At 57.4% G+C, this 13882-nt stretch carries 8 protein-coding genes and 2 pseudogenes; 2 read left to right on the top strand and 8 right to left on the bottom strand.

The genetic code is table 11. From position 1 onward, the window contains the following. Nucleotides 1–4: 4 nt before the first annotated feature. The 3 genes from IFT99_RS04380 to gcvA form a co-directional block, all read right to left on the bottom strand. Nucleotides 5–1513: a methionine--tRNA ligase gene (locus IFT99_RS04380; RefSeq protein ID WP_192130602.1), complete on the bottom strand. Its 1509-nt coding sequence runs from the start codon at nucleotides 1511–1513 to the stop codon at nucleotides 5–7. Then, nucleotides 1513–1956, bottom strand: a complete 444-nt coding sequence (locus IFT99_RS04375; RefSeq protein ID WP_065988077.1) for a cupin domain-containing protein — start codon at nucleotides 1954–1956, stop codon at nucleotides 1513–1515. Before IFT99_RS04375 ends, IFT99_RS04380 begins: the two co-directional genes overlap by 1 nt. Nucleotides 1957–2242: 286 nt before the next feature. Continuing rightward, nucleotides 2243–3151, bottom strand: a complete 909-nt coding sequence (gene gcvA, locus IFT99_RS04370; RefSeq protein WP_065988075.1) for a transcriptional regulator GcvA — start codon at nucleotides 3149–3151, stop codon at nucleotides 2243–2245. Between the two features lie 156 nt (nucleotides 3152–3307). Between gcvA and IFT99_RS04365 the strand changes: the two genes are divergently transcribed. Both IFT99_RS04365 and IFT99_RS04360 read left to right on the top strand, forming a co-directional pair. Beyond that, a complete protein-coding gene (locus IFT99_RS04365) occupies nucleotides 3308–4231 on the top strand; it encodes a DMT family transporter (RefSeq protein ID WP_192130601.1) in 924 nt (307 codons plus the stop codon). A 178-nt stretch (nucleotides 4232–4409) separates the two neighbouring features. Beyond that, a complete protein-coding gene (locus IFT99_RS04360) occupies nucleotides 4410–5342 on the top strand; it encodes a LysR substrate-binding domain-containing protein (RefSeq protein WP_274605106.1) in 933 nt (310 codons plus the stop codon). A gap of 368 nt (nucleotides 5343–5710) precedes the next feature. Here the strand turns inward: IFT99_RS04360 and IFT99_RS26650 are convergent. From IFT99_RS26650 to IFT99_RS04340, 5 genes and pseudogenes are all read right to left on the bottom strand, one after another. Further along, a pseudogene (locus tag IFT99_RS26650) lies at nucleotides 5711–6142 on the bottom strand (methyl-accepting chemotaxis protein); the annotation flags it as partial. A 126-nt stretch (nucleotides 6143–6268) separates the two neighbouring features. After that, nucleotides 6269–7027 (bottom strand): annotated as a pseudogene (locus tag IFT99_RS26645) (PAS domain-containing protein); the annotation flags it as partial. A gap of 166 nt (nucleotides 7028–7193) precedes the next feature. Continuing rightward, on the bottom strand, nucleotides 7194–7475 hold the full coding sequence (locus IFT99_RS04350; RefSeq protein ID WP_192131041.1) for a hypothetical protein: 282 nt from the start codon (nucleotides 7473–7475) through the stop codon (nucleotides 7194–7196). A 193-nt stretch (nucleotides 7476–7668) separates the two neighbouring features. Continuing rightward, nucleotides 7669–8535, bottom strand: a complete 867-nt coding sequence (locus tag IFT99_RS04345) for a hypothetical protein (RefSeq protein WP_244656893.1) — start codon at nucleotides 8533–8535, stop codon at nucleotides 7669–7671. Nucleotides 8536–8553: 18 nt separating this feature from the next. After that, nucleotides 8554–13749, bottom strand: a complete 5196-nt coding sequence (locus tag IFT99_RS04340; protein WP_342214610.1) for a hemagglutinin repeat-containing protein — start codon at nucleotides 13747–13749, stop codon at nucleotides 8554–8556. Nucleotides 13750–13882: the final 133 nt, after the last annotated feature.

Genomic DNA, 13882 nt, shown 5'->3' with positions numbered 1-13882 from the left:
TCGGTCAGATTTCGTACTCGACCGCACTGACATACACCAGCTGCTGCAGGACTTCGTTTTCAGTAAAACGGCAATAGCGCAGGATCTGTTTCGCCAAGTCCGGGAACACGGGTGCGCCGATGGCACCGATCAGGGCCATGTACGGCAGAATCCGCTTGCCGAGGGTCTGCCGATCACGGGCGGCGTTGATGATGTCCGACAGCAGCACCGCGAGGCCCTTCATGCTGAAGTGATCCGCCGACGTCACTTCGAACCAGCGCGCAACCAGAATCTTGAGGGCCGCCGCGTCCGCCGCACTGACTTTCAGGCTGTCGCCGTCCACCCGTTCGCGCTCGGCCTGGGCGGCCAGCTTGACCAGCACCTCGTTGAAGGTTTGCTCACGCCAGGCGGAGAACTTCTCGACATCGAAATCATCCGTGTCCTGCTCCGGCGCGATCAGCGCCAGATAGAAGCGTGCGCTGTCGGTGCAGGCGTCTGCCACCAGGTCCCGCGCCCAGATCGCATAGTTGCGACTGGTGGAAAGGTTCTTGCCGTTCAAGGTCAGAAACTGGTTGGTGTAGAAGGTCTGGCGCAGGCGATAGCCGTGCATGGTCTGCAGCAGCGAGGGGTAAACCATCATGTGGCTAAAGGCGCAGTCGTAACCCAGAAAGTGCACCAGCCGGCCTTTGCCGGAGCGGCAGTATTCGTCGTACTCCCACGGCGCAAGCTTGTGTTCATTGAGGTATTCGCGGAAGGCCGCCAGGTAACCGCACAGGCCCATGACCCAGGTGTGTATGCGCCGGCTGCCATCGGGCTTGAGATCCAGTCCGCCGTCGTAGGGACAGGTTATGCCCCAGTCCGCCGGGCCGATGTCGAATTCTTCCTCCAGAAAGCGGCGAATGAAAGGCCGCAGCGGCGCATGTTCGAATGTGCTTTTGAGGTGGTTACGGAAGTTCGACAGCGCCAGAAACTCACGCTCTATCGGCCGCCAGATCATAGGCGCCGCGCATAATTTGCAGCGGAAGTTGCTCATCTTCGAGGCATTGGGGGTATGGGCGCATTCTTCGCACTGGCTGGCATCCGAGTCTGAGCCACAGTGATCACAATTGCCCCGCCCGAAGGCTTCGTAGCCCCACTTATCACAGTGCTCGCAATACGGTTCCGGGCTGACTTTTTTGTAAATGGCCCCCGCCTTCACCGCGTACTCGTACATCTCCTCCACGGCGTTCTTGAAGTAACTGTTGCCGAACGGGCGCATCCAGAAATCCACCTGGATGCCCATCTTCTCAAGCGTGTCGTTGATTTTGTCAGTGTTCTCCAGCGCCAGTGTTTGAGGCGCCTGGTCCAGCTCGATTCCTCGCCGCAGCATGTAGGATTGATAGTCATCGGAGTATGAGACGAGGGTGCAATCGTGACCGCGTTGGCGTTGGGCCCGGGTATAGATGTCCGCTGCCAGAAAAGGCCCCGCCATATGACCAATGTGTAAATCACCATTGGGGGTCGGCGGCGTGATCGTAACCAGCAACTTGCCCATCACGACGCCCTCTGATCGGACACGTCATGAACCGTCGCTTTGTGCAGGGCGAACTCATTGGCGGCCACGGCCTGCCGGGCGTCTTCATCGAGGAAGCGATTGGCGGATTCGCGATCCCACCATACGACGTAGAAGTGGAAGTCTTCGTCAGTGTCGTTGAATACATAGTGATCGGTGTGTTTGGGAATGGCAGCAATGTCGCCCATGGTGAACGGGTACGTTCGATCCCCGACGATCAACTGTGCGGTCCCTTTGATGCCGATAAAGAATTCCTGGTCTATCTGCGTGTGGGACAAGGATTTGGTGTGGGGCCGCACGACACACCAGCCGCCGCCGATGGGCGTCGGATATCCATTCCACGGCAGCAGCCTTGCGCCATCCAGGTCATATTCATGAACCAGTTTGTCCCACGCCATGGGACGAAAAATATCGAAATCAGTCATGGGGTTTTCCTTCAGCCGGAGCATCCTGCTCGCTGTTTTATCGGCGCCAGGCTGAGCTGACGGGCGCGTATTAGCTAAGGAATAAACTGAAGAAAAGTAAGTGGCGGGGCAAACTAGAAATCCGCAATCAGCGGTTAAGTCTGACTTAACGGGTCTCGGCTTAATTGTTTTTATAATCAACACGTTGATCAGTTTTACCCGTATGGGTGCATCACCCACGGACACTGAAGCAGGACTTAACTGCTCTGATAAGTAATCAACACTGTGTCGGGAACGTGAACGCAAACTATCGCGTGGTGAATTCACGCTGACTGACGGTGGCCTGGGACACTAGCCAGTCACGAAACTGCTTGCTGGACTTGGGGAGAATGGCTGTCTCGTCGTAAACCAGGTAATAGGCAATCGGCGTGTCGATCGTCGCGCGAAACGGCACCACCAGTCGGCCGGACGCCAGCTCTTCTCGAATCAGCGAACGGCGCACCAGCGCAATGCCCATTCCCGCCAGTGCAGCCTCGATGACGCCGTTGGAATCCACGAAAACCGAGCCCTTGTGAACGGCGGCCTCGCCGTCTTCGATACCCACCGCACGGAGCCATAACGCCCAGTCTTCGCGGTGTTCGTCGTGCAACAGGGTGTAGCTTTTCAGGTCAATGGGGGACGACAGGTACCGGGAGTCCGGCAGCAAGGAAGGGCTGCAGACCGGCTGCAGTCGGTCGTTGATCAGCATCTCCACTTCCAGACCGGGATAACGGCCGAGGCCATGGCGCACGGCGAAGTCAACGCCGTCGCCGAGCAAATCAACCAGCCGATTGGTGGTGCTGATCAGCACCTCGATGCCGGGGCAGATGGCCTGGAAATCAGGCAGCCGGGGCAGCAGCCACTGCATGGCAAAGCCGCTGGTGCAGCTAACGGTGATCGTATTGGGGCCGTTGTCGCTCATCAGACGCTGGGTGGCGTCGGATATCTGCCCGAGCGCGGGACGAATGGCCCGCAGGTAGATCTTGCCCTCGGCAGTCAGCTCCAGGCGTTTGGTGTTGCGGATGAACAGCGTGACGCCAACGGCTTTTTCGAGCTTGGCGATCTGTTGGCTAATGGCCGCAGGGGTCACAAACAGCTCACCGGCCGCGCCTTTCATGCTGGCGTGGCGCCCCGTCGCTTCAAAACACAACAGCGCGTGCAGGGGCGGGAATTTCATGCCTGACCTCGGTTAAGAAAATCTAATGTGCTTAAGAAAAGCTCGCTTGAGCCCCACTTCAGACACTGCTCAAATCATCACACCCGAACTCGACGAGCGTCAATCAACAACGTTTCGGTCGGCGTATCAGTGATAGGGATCAAGAAAGGAAACACGATGAAAGTGTCCGACTGTGTTCGACTGATTGTTCTGGCCGCCATCTGGGGCGCCAGTTTTCTCTTCATGCGCGTTGCCGCCCCGGTACTGGGTGCGTTGCCGACCGCCTTCTTTCGGGTGTTGCTTGGCGCCATCGGGTTAATGGTTATTCTGAGCATCTTCAGAACCCGCCATGAGTTCAACGGCAAGTTCAAATCCACCTTGATCCTCGGCATTATCAATTCCGGCATTCCCTTTTTGATGTACAGCATGGCGGCCCTGTTATTACCCGCGGGTTATTCCGCCATCCTGAACGCGACCACGCCATTGATGGGCGTGTTAATTGGCGCTGTGTTTTTCAATGATTCGTTGACGCCTAAAAAAGCCGTCGGCGTGTTTCTCGGTTTGCTGGGGATAACGTTACTGACCACGACAGGCCCGGTGACTTTCACCACGTCGGTGGTCATGGGCGCACTCGCTTGCTTGGTCGCGACCAGTTGCTATGGCGCCGCAGGATTCATGACCCGTCGGTGGATCGGCGACCGGGGAGGACTGGACGCCAAGCTCGTAGCCTTCGGCAGCCAGATCGGTGCAACGCTGTTCCTGCTGCCCTTCTTCGCCGTCTCCGCGACGGTCAACCCGCCGGCCACGTGGGGCGACTCGACCGTTTGGCTGTCCCTGGCAGCCGTTGGTTTCGTGTGCACGGCGTGCGCTTACATTCTGTACTTCCGTCTGATCGCCGATATCGGCCCGGTGCGTTCGCTGACCGTCACCTTCCTCATTCCGCCGTTCGGCGTTCTGTGGGGAGTGATGTTCCTCGGTGAAAAGGTTTCTGCGGGACACCTTTACGGCGGCGGCCTCATCTGCCTGGCAGTCTGGTTCGTGCTGAGTCAAAGCAGGCCGAAGCCGGCACCGGTCGCTCGGGACAGTGCCGCAACCACCTGAAAACACGTTATCCACAACTGACTTCCACGCCGGGTATGCACCCGCCCCGGCCCGGCTGCGCCTGACAATATCCAATGCCGGGTGATAAACACCCTTTTGGGATTCATCCGATGGCAACTTTAGGACGCTTTTCCGTCACCTGGCGCACGGGCAGCATTCTCACGACGAGGTATGCAGGATGAGCAGAGCGATCCCGTTGATAGCCCTCCGCACGTTCGTTGAGGTGTGCAAGGCCGGAAGCATGAAACGTGCAGCGGATCAGCTGTGCGTGTCACCGGCGGCCATCAGTCAGCAGATCAAAGGGCTGGAAGACCAGATTGGCAGGCGCCTGTTCGAGCGAGACGCCAAGGGCATCCAGCTCACCCCTTGCGGACGCAGTCTGTTTGACGAACTCGCCGGCACTTTCGACGTGATCGAAAAAGCCTGGTCGCGCGCTGCACTCAAGGCGCCACGTCAGACGCGTCTGGTCATCAGCACAACGTCCACCATCGCAAGTTCGTGGCTGATCCCGGCACTGAGCGGCTTCAAGGAGCGCTGCCCCAACGTCGAAATCTCGATTCAGATCTGTAATGGTCTTTCCGAGCTCAAGCACGGCCACGTGGACATCTGCATTCAGCGTGAAACGGCAGCCAGTTGCGAAAACCACGCCACGCATTTGTGGTCGTCCTACCTGATACCCGTGTGCAGCCCACGCCTGCTCAGCACCCAGCGCAACATCGAGAGCCCGCAGGATTGCCTGACCTTCCCGCTGCTGCAGGACACCGAGCGCAACTACTGGAAGGTCTGGATGAACGCGTTCGGCATGAGCAATCGCAAGATGATTCAGGGCTCCAGTTATGGCGATGAGTCCCTGTTGATCAGTGCGGCCTGTGCGGGTCAAGGCATTGCACTCGTCAACAGCGTCTTTGCCTCCGAAGCCCTGCAAAGTAAACGCCTGGTGCAAGTCACCAACGCGACGGCGGAGCTCAAGTTCGACTATTTCGTGTACTGCGCGAAAGAACGGCGCGAAGAGTGGGCGATTGCGGAATTCATGAAGTGGGCCGTGCAGCAGGCGGGCAAGACCGCGAAGGGGCATGCGCGGGAGATTGAAAGCGCGGGCCAGGTGGCTTGATTCGGTTCGAGCAACCCTTTGAAAACATCTTTCAAATAAGCATGCGGCTCATGCCCACTGAGTCGCGCGATGGGACATTGGCCGAGGGGTTGCCCATGCGACGCTGACTTCCGCTGCGAAAGCACCTTGAACGTTCGTTACGGACATCATAGAACAGCTGTGTGGCCTGCTCGCCAGTCAGAGTCCCTTCTGTCCGTCCCTGCTCGATCCGAGTGAGCAGCGCGTCACACTCATCTTCCAGTCTGGGCCGGTCGACCTTATGCAGATCGTTTATGGATTGCTTGAGAGCATCGAGCACAAGGATCACCTGGATCGCGCATTAACTTGGGGTCATTGAGACGTGCAGACACGACCCATTGCAAGAGTAATTACTGGCCGGCTTGACCCGAGAACTGCTCAACGGCAACCACGACACTGTTGGCACCTTGCTGAATGTCCTTGATCACCTCGTCCGCCTCACTGGCCAGATCCAGCGCCGCCCCGGCCTGCTGCTTGCTTTTGCCAATCAAGGTCACCGCACTGGACGCCAGAACCTGGTTGTTTTTCACGACCTCGAAGATTTCCGCCGTCGCTTTAGTGGTTCGAAGGGCCAGGTTCCTGACCTCGTCGGCGACCACAGCGAATCCCCTGCCTTGCTCCCCGGCACGTGCCGCTTCGATCGCCGCGTTCAAGGCCAACAGATTGGTCTGGTCCGCGATGCTGCCGATGGTTTTGACAATGGTGCCGATTTCCTGGCTCTGGGCATCCAGTGCTTCGATGCCATGGGCCGCATCCTCCATCAAGGCAGAAAGCGTATTGAGGGTCGTGACGGTGTTCTGAATGACTTCGCGACCTTGCTGTGCGCTGGTATTGGTTCGAACCGAGGTGCCGTGGGCCATGCCGGCTGCCTCGGAGACAGCGCGCTCGCGGATGACCTGGTCGGTAATAACGGTGGCTAACTTGGCAATTTTGTACAGCTTGCCATTGGCATCCACGATTGGGTTGTAGGAAGCCTCCAGCCATACCTCGTTGCCGAATTTATCCACTCGGCAGAACCTGCCGGCGACATAGGATGCCTGTCTAAGGGTCTGCCAAAACCGATCGTATTCCTCTGACTGAGCGTCGGATGGCACGCAAAAGATTCGGTGGTGCTTGCCCAGGATTTGGGGAAGCGTATAGCCCATAGCGCTCAGAAAATTCTGATTGGCTGTCAGCACGACTCCGTCCAGGGAGAACTCGATAACGGCAGTGGAGCGCATCAACGCTCCCACCAGCGCTTCGTTCTCCCTTGAGGCTTCAATGGTTCTTGTGAGCACGCTGGAATACATAACGATCCGTTCGACACGCCCACTCTCACCCGCGAAAGGTATAACCATTGCTCGTAGCCAGACGTGTCGACCGTCGTGGCTGCACAGGCGCAAGGTACCGCTGTAATGCTTGCCTTCGGCGATTGCATCCAATGCGCGCCGCTGATGGACGTCGCCCTGCAGTTCAGAGGGACTGAACTCACGCAGGGTACGCCCGGACAATTCAGCCTGGGTGAATCCCAACTCTTTCTCGAACTGAGCATTCACCTCCAGGATGACGCCTCCTGCATCCAGAGTGACGGACACGGTTTCGAGATCCAGAGTTGCCTTTACCTGCTCCAGGGCTCCCAGCTGTTTTTCCAATTGCTGGATTCTATTTTTCAACCGGGTATTGAACATGAGGGGCGCTCGCATTGACTTGAGAAGCTATCGACGCGGCGAGGGAAACCTTGAGCCTCATGGAGCGTAGGAGGCCAGGGTGGGTGCAAAAGGGGTGCAGTTGACCTCAGCAAGGATGTAGGCAGGACGACCGAAGGCAAATTAAAAGCCGTGCTCATTAAGCCCACTAACCTATCCACTCAACCTCAAAATCAACTAGTTGAGCATGAAGCTCTGCCTCATGCTCGAACCAATAATCAAAATTTTCAATATCACTTTTCTTCAAGTAAAGATAATAGCCGCCAGTGTCGCCATCACGGTCGTTGCCATCGCAGCCGTGGTTGCTACTGTTTTGCAAAGGTTTGAAATCGAGGCCGGTTTTCTCGTTAAGGGTTTGGAGGGACAGTTGCTCGCCGAGCTTGCCATCATTTACCAGAGAGCCGTTCTTCCAATTGGGAAGATGTGACAACGGGATACTCTCAAACGTCTGCCCAAACAGGTCTTCAACTGAGCTGAGTTTGGGGGGCTTATAGCATCAGGGTAACCTGGCCCGGCCCTTTTGCACCAAGTGAACTGCTATTCAGCCACATCAACATCTACGAAAAACGTGGTCTGTCCCCTATCGTTTATCAGGGTCAGTTCCCGATTGTTCTATCTGTGCTTTAGCTGAAGAAATTTCTATAGGCCGTCTCAACCCTTACAGAAACGTCATCAGGCTTGAAAGCCAGATTCTCCAATGCAGCCACTTCAATAGATAACAAGGGATTCGCAACTGCAAGTGACTTCAACCCGCACTGTTGGCGAACCTTAAAAATTGCGAAAACTTCCAAAGGCAGCAAATCAAAAGGTGGATTTTTGAACTCAGGGTCCCAAGCCCCGCCCTGATCTTCGGAGTTAGCTAAGTGATATTGGCATACTTCGTCCAGTACACCGGCAAGCGTTTTCTCATCTGCCCAACTGTCTATCACTTTCTTGTAAATGCCGAGATCCACAGACTCAATCAGGGCAGGTGCACTCCCACCCGAATAGACAGAATAGAGCCACAGCATGAAAGGTTCGAATCGACGCTCTTTGAGATAGCCGGGATCAACAGCTCCATCAACAGTTAACATCCCGACAAGCACATCGGCGACCGACTCTGCTAGATCATGCCTATCCGCAGCAATGAAACCCGCAAGTAAGCAACCTGCATTGCTCAACTGATTAGTCAGATTCGGGGCGTTTCTAATGCCTTGAAGAAAGCTCGTATTAGAAAAGGTCTTAGCTCTGAGCATTAGCGCCCAATAGCGGTAAATCATCGCGCGGGATACTTCCTCCCAGCCAGAAATATCACCGGCACAAATAGAAACTTCTCCCTGTATACCGTGACAAACTGCAAGTATCCCCAATGAATCAGATACATTGCCCAACCCCTCCAAGGATTCACAGGCAAGATCCTCTTCAAGGTACTCAAGCTCTTGAGCCACCATCCCATCCGACTGAGACAGCCAGTGCCGATGCTGCTCTAGGATTCCTTCTATTTTTTTCATTCTGGTACGCCCCATCAGTCAATTACGCGCCCAAGGTGAGACCCGCAATACTTCACCCTGTAGGTCAACGCCGATCAAATTACCACTCACATTTTCAGGGGCACGCCTGAACTCCCGAAGCATCTGCCTAGCCTGCTGCTGCTCTGCCACGCTGATGCTCTTGTAACGACCTTGTCGACTAGCTGCCTGACCCAGAACATCCTCGATGAAGGTTGTCATGTTCTGCTGTCGTACAGAAAGATCTCCCACATTCCCCGTTCGCGAAGTTTTTACTTCAGTGAACGCGAGGCGGCCATCCGGTGTACGGCTGACAATGTCGATACCGTTACCACTGCGGTTCTGCACAGCGAAGATGTCAGTGTGGTTGTTGTCACGCAAGAAGACCTTGGAGATATCTTCACCTAGGTCACCAACCTGCTGATTGGTTAGCTTCGAAAGATCTTTACCTCGGGTGGCTGAAAACAGATCAAGTGTCGTACTCGAAGTAACGGCTCCACCTGTCTGACCTAGCCCTTTTGCACCTGTAAAGCTCGCATCATTAGACGCTGGTGTACCGTCACCTACTACTTTTGTTTCACCCGATGGCAAATCGATTGCCGGTCCTTTTGCACCTCCAAAATCCGCATCGTTAGCAGCAGCTTTACCGGTATCTACAAAGCCAGTTTCTCCAGAAACCAAACCTGAAGGGGTTGCTTTCGCACCCGCCAGCTCTGCCTTGGCAGCAACCTTAGCCGTAACTTTTTCCGCCAGCAAGGCCCCCCCCTTCAACGCGCCACCACCGACTGAAAGAACCGCAGCCATATCACTGATCAGTCTTCCAGTTTCGGCTCCAGCCTCAAATGCACCACTGGCCCCGGCCTCCTCATACTGCGCTTGCAAGTGATCGATACGGTCGACGTACGACTGCTTGACCGAGTCCCAAACACCACCGCTCTCAACTACCGCTTTCAGCGCCGTATAAGTCTCCGTGAGATTACCCGCCGTGCGCACGATGCCATCAACGGTGTCGTTTAGCTCCAGAACAGCACCTTTGGCTATGCCTGCTGTAAAAACGGCATCCTGGGCGATATCAATCGCTGTCCATTTGGTAGCAGTGCCTGTCCTGCACACCACACTCGGACACCCTTCCATCTCCTTATCTCGCTGGGCTTTCTGCGCTTTGCTCAGGTAGTTGTTCTGAACAGCATTTGTCCCCGCCTGCGCCCCCGTCACCGCACCGCTCAGATCACCACCAGCAATCCCCCCAGCCAGCCCTGCCGCCAAGCCCGACAGCGCTGAGACCGTTTCTTTTTGCTGCTGCGTCAGATCCGCCGTTGCCGTGCCCGGATAGAGTTGGCGCGCGATGAGCTCGCCTGTCGCAGCTCCCGCAGCCCCCGCTCCCGCAGAATTGCCTTGTGCCTGCGCCACCACCGCGCCCAATACGGCATGGGCCATGATATTGAGCGCGGTGTTATCGCCAGTCGATTTCTTGATGACCTGTGCCAGGTAAGGCGCCGATGCGCCCGCAATGGCTGAGCCGATATCGCCCCCCACCAGCCCTTGCAATGCCGCTGTCACCGCCTGTGCGACACGTGGGTAATTGCCGCCGACCCCGTAGTCAGCCATGATCCGTTGATAAGCATCAGTGGCAATCAGTTGTTTTTGGTAGGCTTCGACCTCCTCTTCTTTGGCATCTTTTCCAGGCTCCTTGACCCCACGCTTATCAAGTTCAGCACGCGCCTCTTTATCGGCATCGATCTGACCTTGGGTCCGCACGATGTCTACTGTCTGAGTGCCAATATCCGCAATCAACTGCACCTGCCGCAGACGCTTCTGCTCTTTCTCCTTATCGAAGATGGGGCTGATGCTGTCGTTGGCGTGTTCAACATCGTGGCTCAGCGTTGCGACGTCCTGCTGCTGTTTGGCAGGGTCGCGAATGTCGAGAGTGCCGTTGGAAATGGCCGATGAGGTCGTGCCGCTGGCACTGTCGCCATGGTTGAAGGCGATCAACGTGCCGGTGGGCATATTGCTGATGAAACCATTGGTGCCATCGCTGCCATTGCTGAGGCTCGCGCTCTGCAACTGGCTCGTGTAGTCAGCCTTGTTTTTTAGGACGCTCCACCCGAGCGTGCCCGTGCTCAGGCGGTTCTTGTCCGGCGACGCAGTGCTGGCAATCACGCTGCCATCAAGTTGGGTATGGTTGCCCGCATCGATCTGGTAACCGCCCTTGCCGCCGAACAGGCCGGTCTGCTCTTGCACACTCTTATAGTTGGAGTCGATCTTGCTTTTGCTGACGCTCAGGTTTGCGCTACCACCGCTGCCGATGATTGCGAAGCTGATGCCCCCGCTGACATCCGTCTGTTTGGACTTGTAGTCATCGGTGTCTTGCAGACTTTGCAGCGTGAGGTCGCGACCTACGGTGGCTTTAATCTGGTATGCACTGACCTGAGCACCTTTGAGGACGGTATCTCGCCCGCTGACCAAGCTGATCTGCTTGCCCGCATCTAGCGTCGTTTCTGTCCAGGTCGTGCCGGTGCCCTTTTCGTTTCCGGTGCCCTTGTTCGCATTGGCGAAAACGCTCAGGCCACCGCCTTCGGAGCCCACGCCAAGGCTGATGCCAAGCGCTCCCCCGCTGCTGTTGTTTTTCCCATCGAGCTTTTGATTGTTAGCCGCAGCTTCCAGGCGAATATCGCGCGCGGCAGCCAGCTGCATCTCATTGCTAGCCTGAAGCTTGCTGCCTTGAACATGGATATCACCCGCTTCGCCAGGCGTACCATTACCGTCCGCCACGATGGTGAGATTATTGCCGGCCGTCAGGCTGCTGCCCTGGCTAAGGGTTTGCTCTTGGGTCTGTTTGGATTCGGACTTTTGCGAGCCCACGGAGAGGCTGATACCTACGAACTGCGCAGCGTTGTCCCCGGTCATTCCGCCGTCTTGCTGCGCTGCTTGCCAGGCCTGTACGCCGGTCAACCCTGCTTTAACACCTTGCAGCGCCGAGAGGCGGCTGTCGTCCTCGTTCTTGGCTTGCTTGGCGGTCTGGTAAGCGGCGTCCACTGCGCCACCCACGGTGCCGGATAACGCCAGAGTCAGACCGCTGGATTTGCTTTTAGCCGTCTGCTCACTGCGGTTGTTGTTCTCAGAAGCCAGGACGCTGACATTTTGCCCAATCAGGCTGATGTCTTTACCGGCAACCACGTCAGAGCCGCGAATGGTCAGGTCTTTACCCGCCTGTACATCCACGCTGCCCAGCACACTGCCGATGTTGCTGGCCCGGGTGGTTTCGGTGCTGCTGGTGAACGTGTTTTTGTTGCTGCTTGAGCCCAACGTGACGCCGATGCCGCCAGTGCTCAGCAGGCCTGATTTTTTGGTTGAGGACGAATGGCTTTGTTCAAAGGTTTCCGTCGCGCCGTCGATCACCACATTGCGCCCGGCAATCAGGCTGGTGGCGTTGGTAGAAACCACGGCACTGGCCGCAGTGCCGATGTCTCGACCGGCACGTACGACGACGGTGTCCGCACTGACTGAAGAGCCCTGCTGGCTGATCTGGTTACTGCTGTCGATACGCGTTTTCGAGCTGCTGGACAACAACCCGCTGCTGGTTTTGGTTTTCCGGTAATAGCTGTAGTCGCTGTTCTGCGCGGCGTTCAGCGCCAGATCATTACCTGCGTATAGGTAGGCTTCCTTACCCGCACTCGCGCGGCTGGCGCTGAGGGCGAGGTCGTTGCCTGCGCTCAGGGAAAGGTTGTCACCGGCCACAAGCGATGTGCCCACTTGCTGAACATGGTCTTCCTGTTGGGTGATCTTCTTGGAGTTGGAGGCCGAATGCTGTTCATTCGCCGCCGACGCCAGGTTCAAATTCCCATTGGCCACCATCGCCAGATCACGCGTTGCATTCAACTGGCTGCCAATCGCACTGATGTCCCGCGCAGCCACAACCTGGAAGTCTCGCCCCGCCTCCACAACGGTGCCGTACTGGGCCACGCTGCTACTGCGTGAGCGAGTGCCGACGCTATTGGCAGTGCGCTGTTCGGCGGTAGCCAGATTTACGTCGCGCCCGGCTTGTATGCGGGTGTCGGCGCCGCTTTTCAGCGCGCCGCCGGTGCTGTTGACGTCACGCCCGGCTTGGAGAGTCAGGGTGTTGGCGGCTTCGATGCGCCCGGCGTTGTCGACAAAGTCGGTGCGTTCGGTGCGGTAGCCGCTGCTGCTCTGGTGGCTGGTTACGCTGCGTTCGTTGAGCACGTCACCGTTGATGGCACCCACGCTGACGTCGCGCCCGGCGATGATGCCGCCAGCGCGGTTGGTCAGGCTGTTGCCGGCGAGCAGGTCGAGTCGGTTGCCGGCTTCGGTGAGGCCGCTGTTGACCATGTTGCGCCCGGCGCTGGCGGCAAGGTTGTTGGTCGCGCGCAGGGTGCCGACGTTGTTGAGGTCGGTGCCGGACACCAGATTGAGATCGCTGCCGGTGATCAATGCGCCGTTTGGCGCCAGGCGGTTGTTGGCCTGGGCCAGGTAGAGCACCGGCACCAAAACTTGCTGGCCGGCAACGGTGGCGTTTTCCATCCACACAATGTCGTGGGTCAGGGCGGCGACCTGTTCGGCGGTGAGGCTCACGCCCACCGACAGATTAAGCGCCTGCTTGCTGCCGATCGCGTTGTCCATCAGGTACTGGAACATCGCCGTATCGCTGGTAATACCGTCGATGAAGCGCTGACCGGTGCGGGCGATGATCGCCTGTTGGATCAGGCGTTGTTCATAGAAACCATCACCCAGGCGTTTCTGCGCCTGGTCCGGGTCATAGCCCAGTTTGGACAGCAGGTAATCGGAACTGAGGAACTGACCGAGGTTGGTCAGTGCAGGGTTGGTTTCGATCAGGTATTTCTGCGGGTTGGAGACGAACTGGCTGTCCGGCAGGCCTTGCACGCGATTGATGACTACACCGTCAGCCGAGGTGCCGCTGCCAGGTACGATCGGGCCACTGGCCGGCGCACGGTCAACGGTGCCGCCACTCAGGGTCCAGCCCTGAGGGCCGGTGCTGGCAGGCGCGCTGGCGCTTTCACCGCTGAGGCGGAAAAGGCCGCCCTGCCCGCTGGGCAAGGTAAAGCCGGGCAAGCTCAGCGGGTTGATCTGCTGCTGGGCCAGGTCAGGAGGTAATTGCTGGTTAAGGGTGATGCGGGTCGAGTAACCGGTAGCGCCGCTGGCGCCTGTAGCATCGGTACCGGTTTTGGCGCCCGCGCCCACGTAGGTATAGCCCGGGCGCACCACGGTGTTATCGATGTTGTTCTGGGTGATGACAGTGGCCGCGCCGCCGGCCTGGATGATGCCGGCGTAACGTTGGTCGCCCGTAGCAATATTGGTGACACGGCGCAGCGAG

Origin of the sequence: Pseudomonas sp. CFBP 8772 (genome assembly GCF_014841665.1) — a bacterium.
Taxonomy (GTDB): domain Bacteria; phylum Pseudomonadota; class Gammaproteobacteria; order Pseudomonadales; family Pseudomonadaceae; genus Aquipseudomonas; species Aquipseudomonas graminis_B.
Note: the sequence above shows the minus strand (reverse complement) of the source record. Positions and strands in the feature narration are given on the sequence as shown.

Excerpts from the sequence above, each read along its gene's own strand:
- IFT99_RS04380 (WP_192130602.1), bottom strand. The coding sequence starts at position 1,513 with ATGGGCAAGTTGCTGGTTACGATCACGCCGCCGACCCCCAATGGTGAT.
- IFT99_RS04375 (WP_065988077.1), bottom strand. The coding sequence starts at position 1,956 with ATGACTGATTTCGATATTTTTCGTCCCATGGCGTGGGACAAACTGGTT.
- gcvA (WP_065988075.1), bottom strand. The coding sequence starts at position 3,151 with ATGAAATTCCCGCCCCTGCACGCGCTGTTGTGTTTTGAAGCGACGGGG.
- IFT99_RS04365 (WP_192130601.1), top strand. The coding sequence starts at position 3,308 with ATGAAAGTGTCCGACTGTGTTCGACTGATTGTTCTGGCCGCCATCTGG.
- IFT99_RS04360 (WP_274605106.1), top strand. The coding sequence starts at position 4,410 with ATGAGCAGAGCGATCCCGTTGATAGCCCTCCGCACGTTCGTTGAGGTG.
- IFT99_RS04345 (WP_244656893.1), bottom strand. The coding sequence starts at position 8,535 with ATGAAAAAAATAGAAGGAATCCTAGAGCAGCATCGGCACTGGCTGTCT.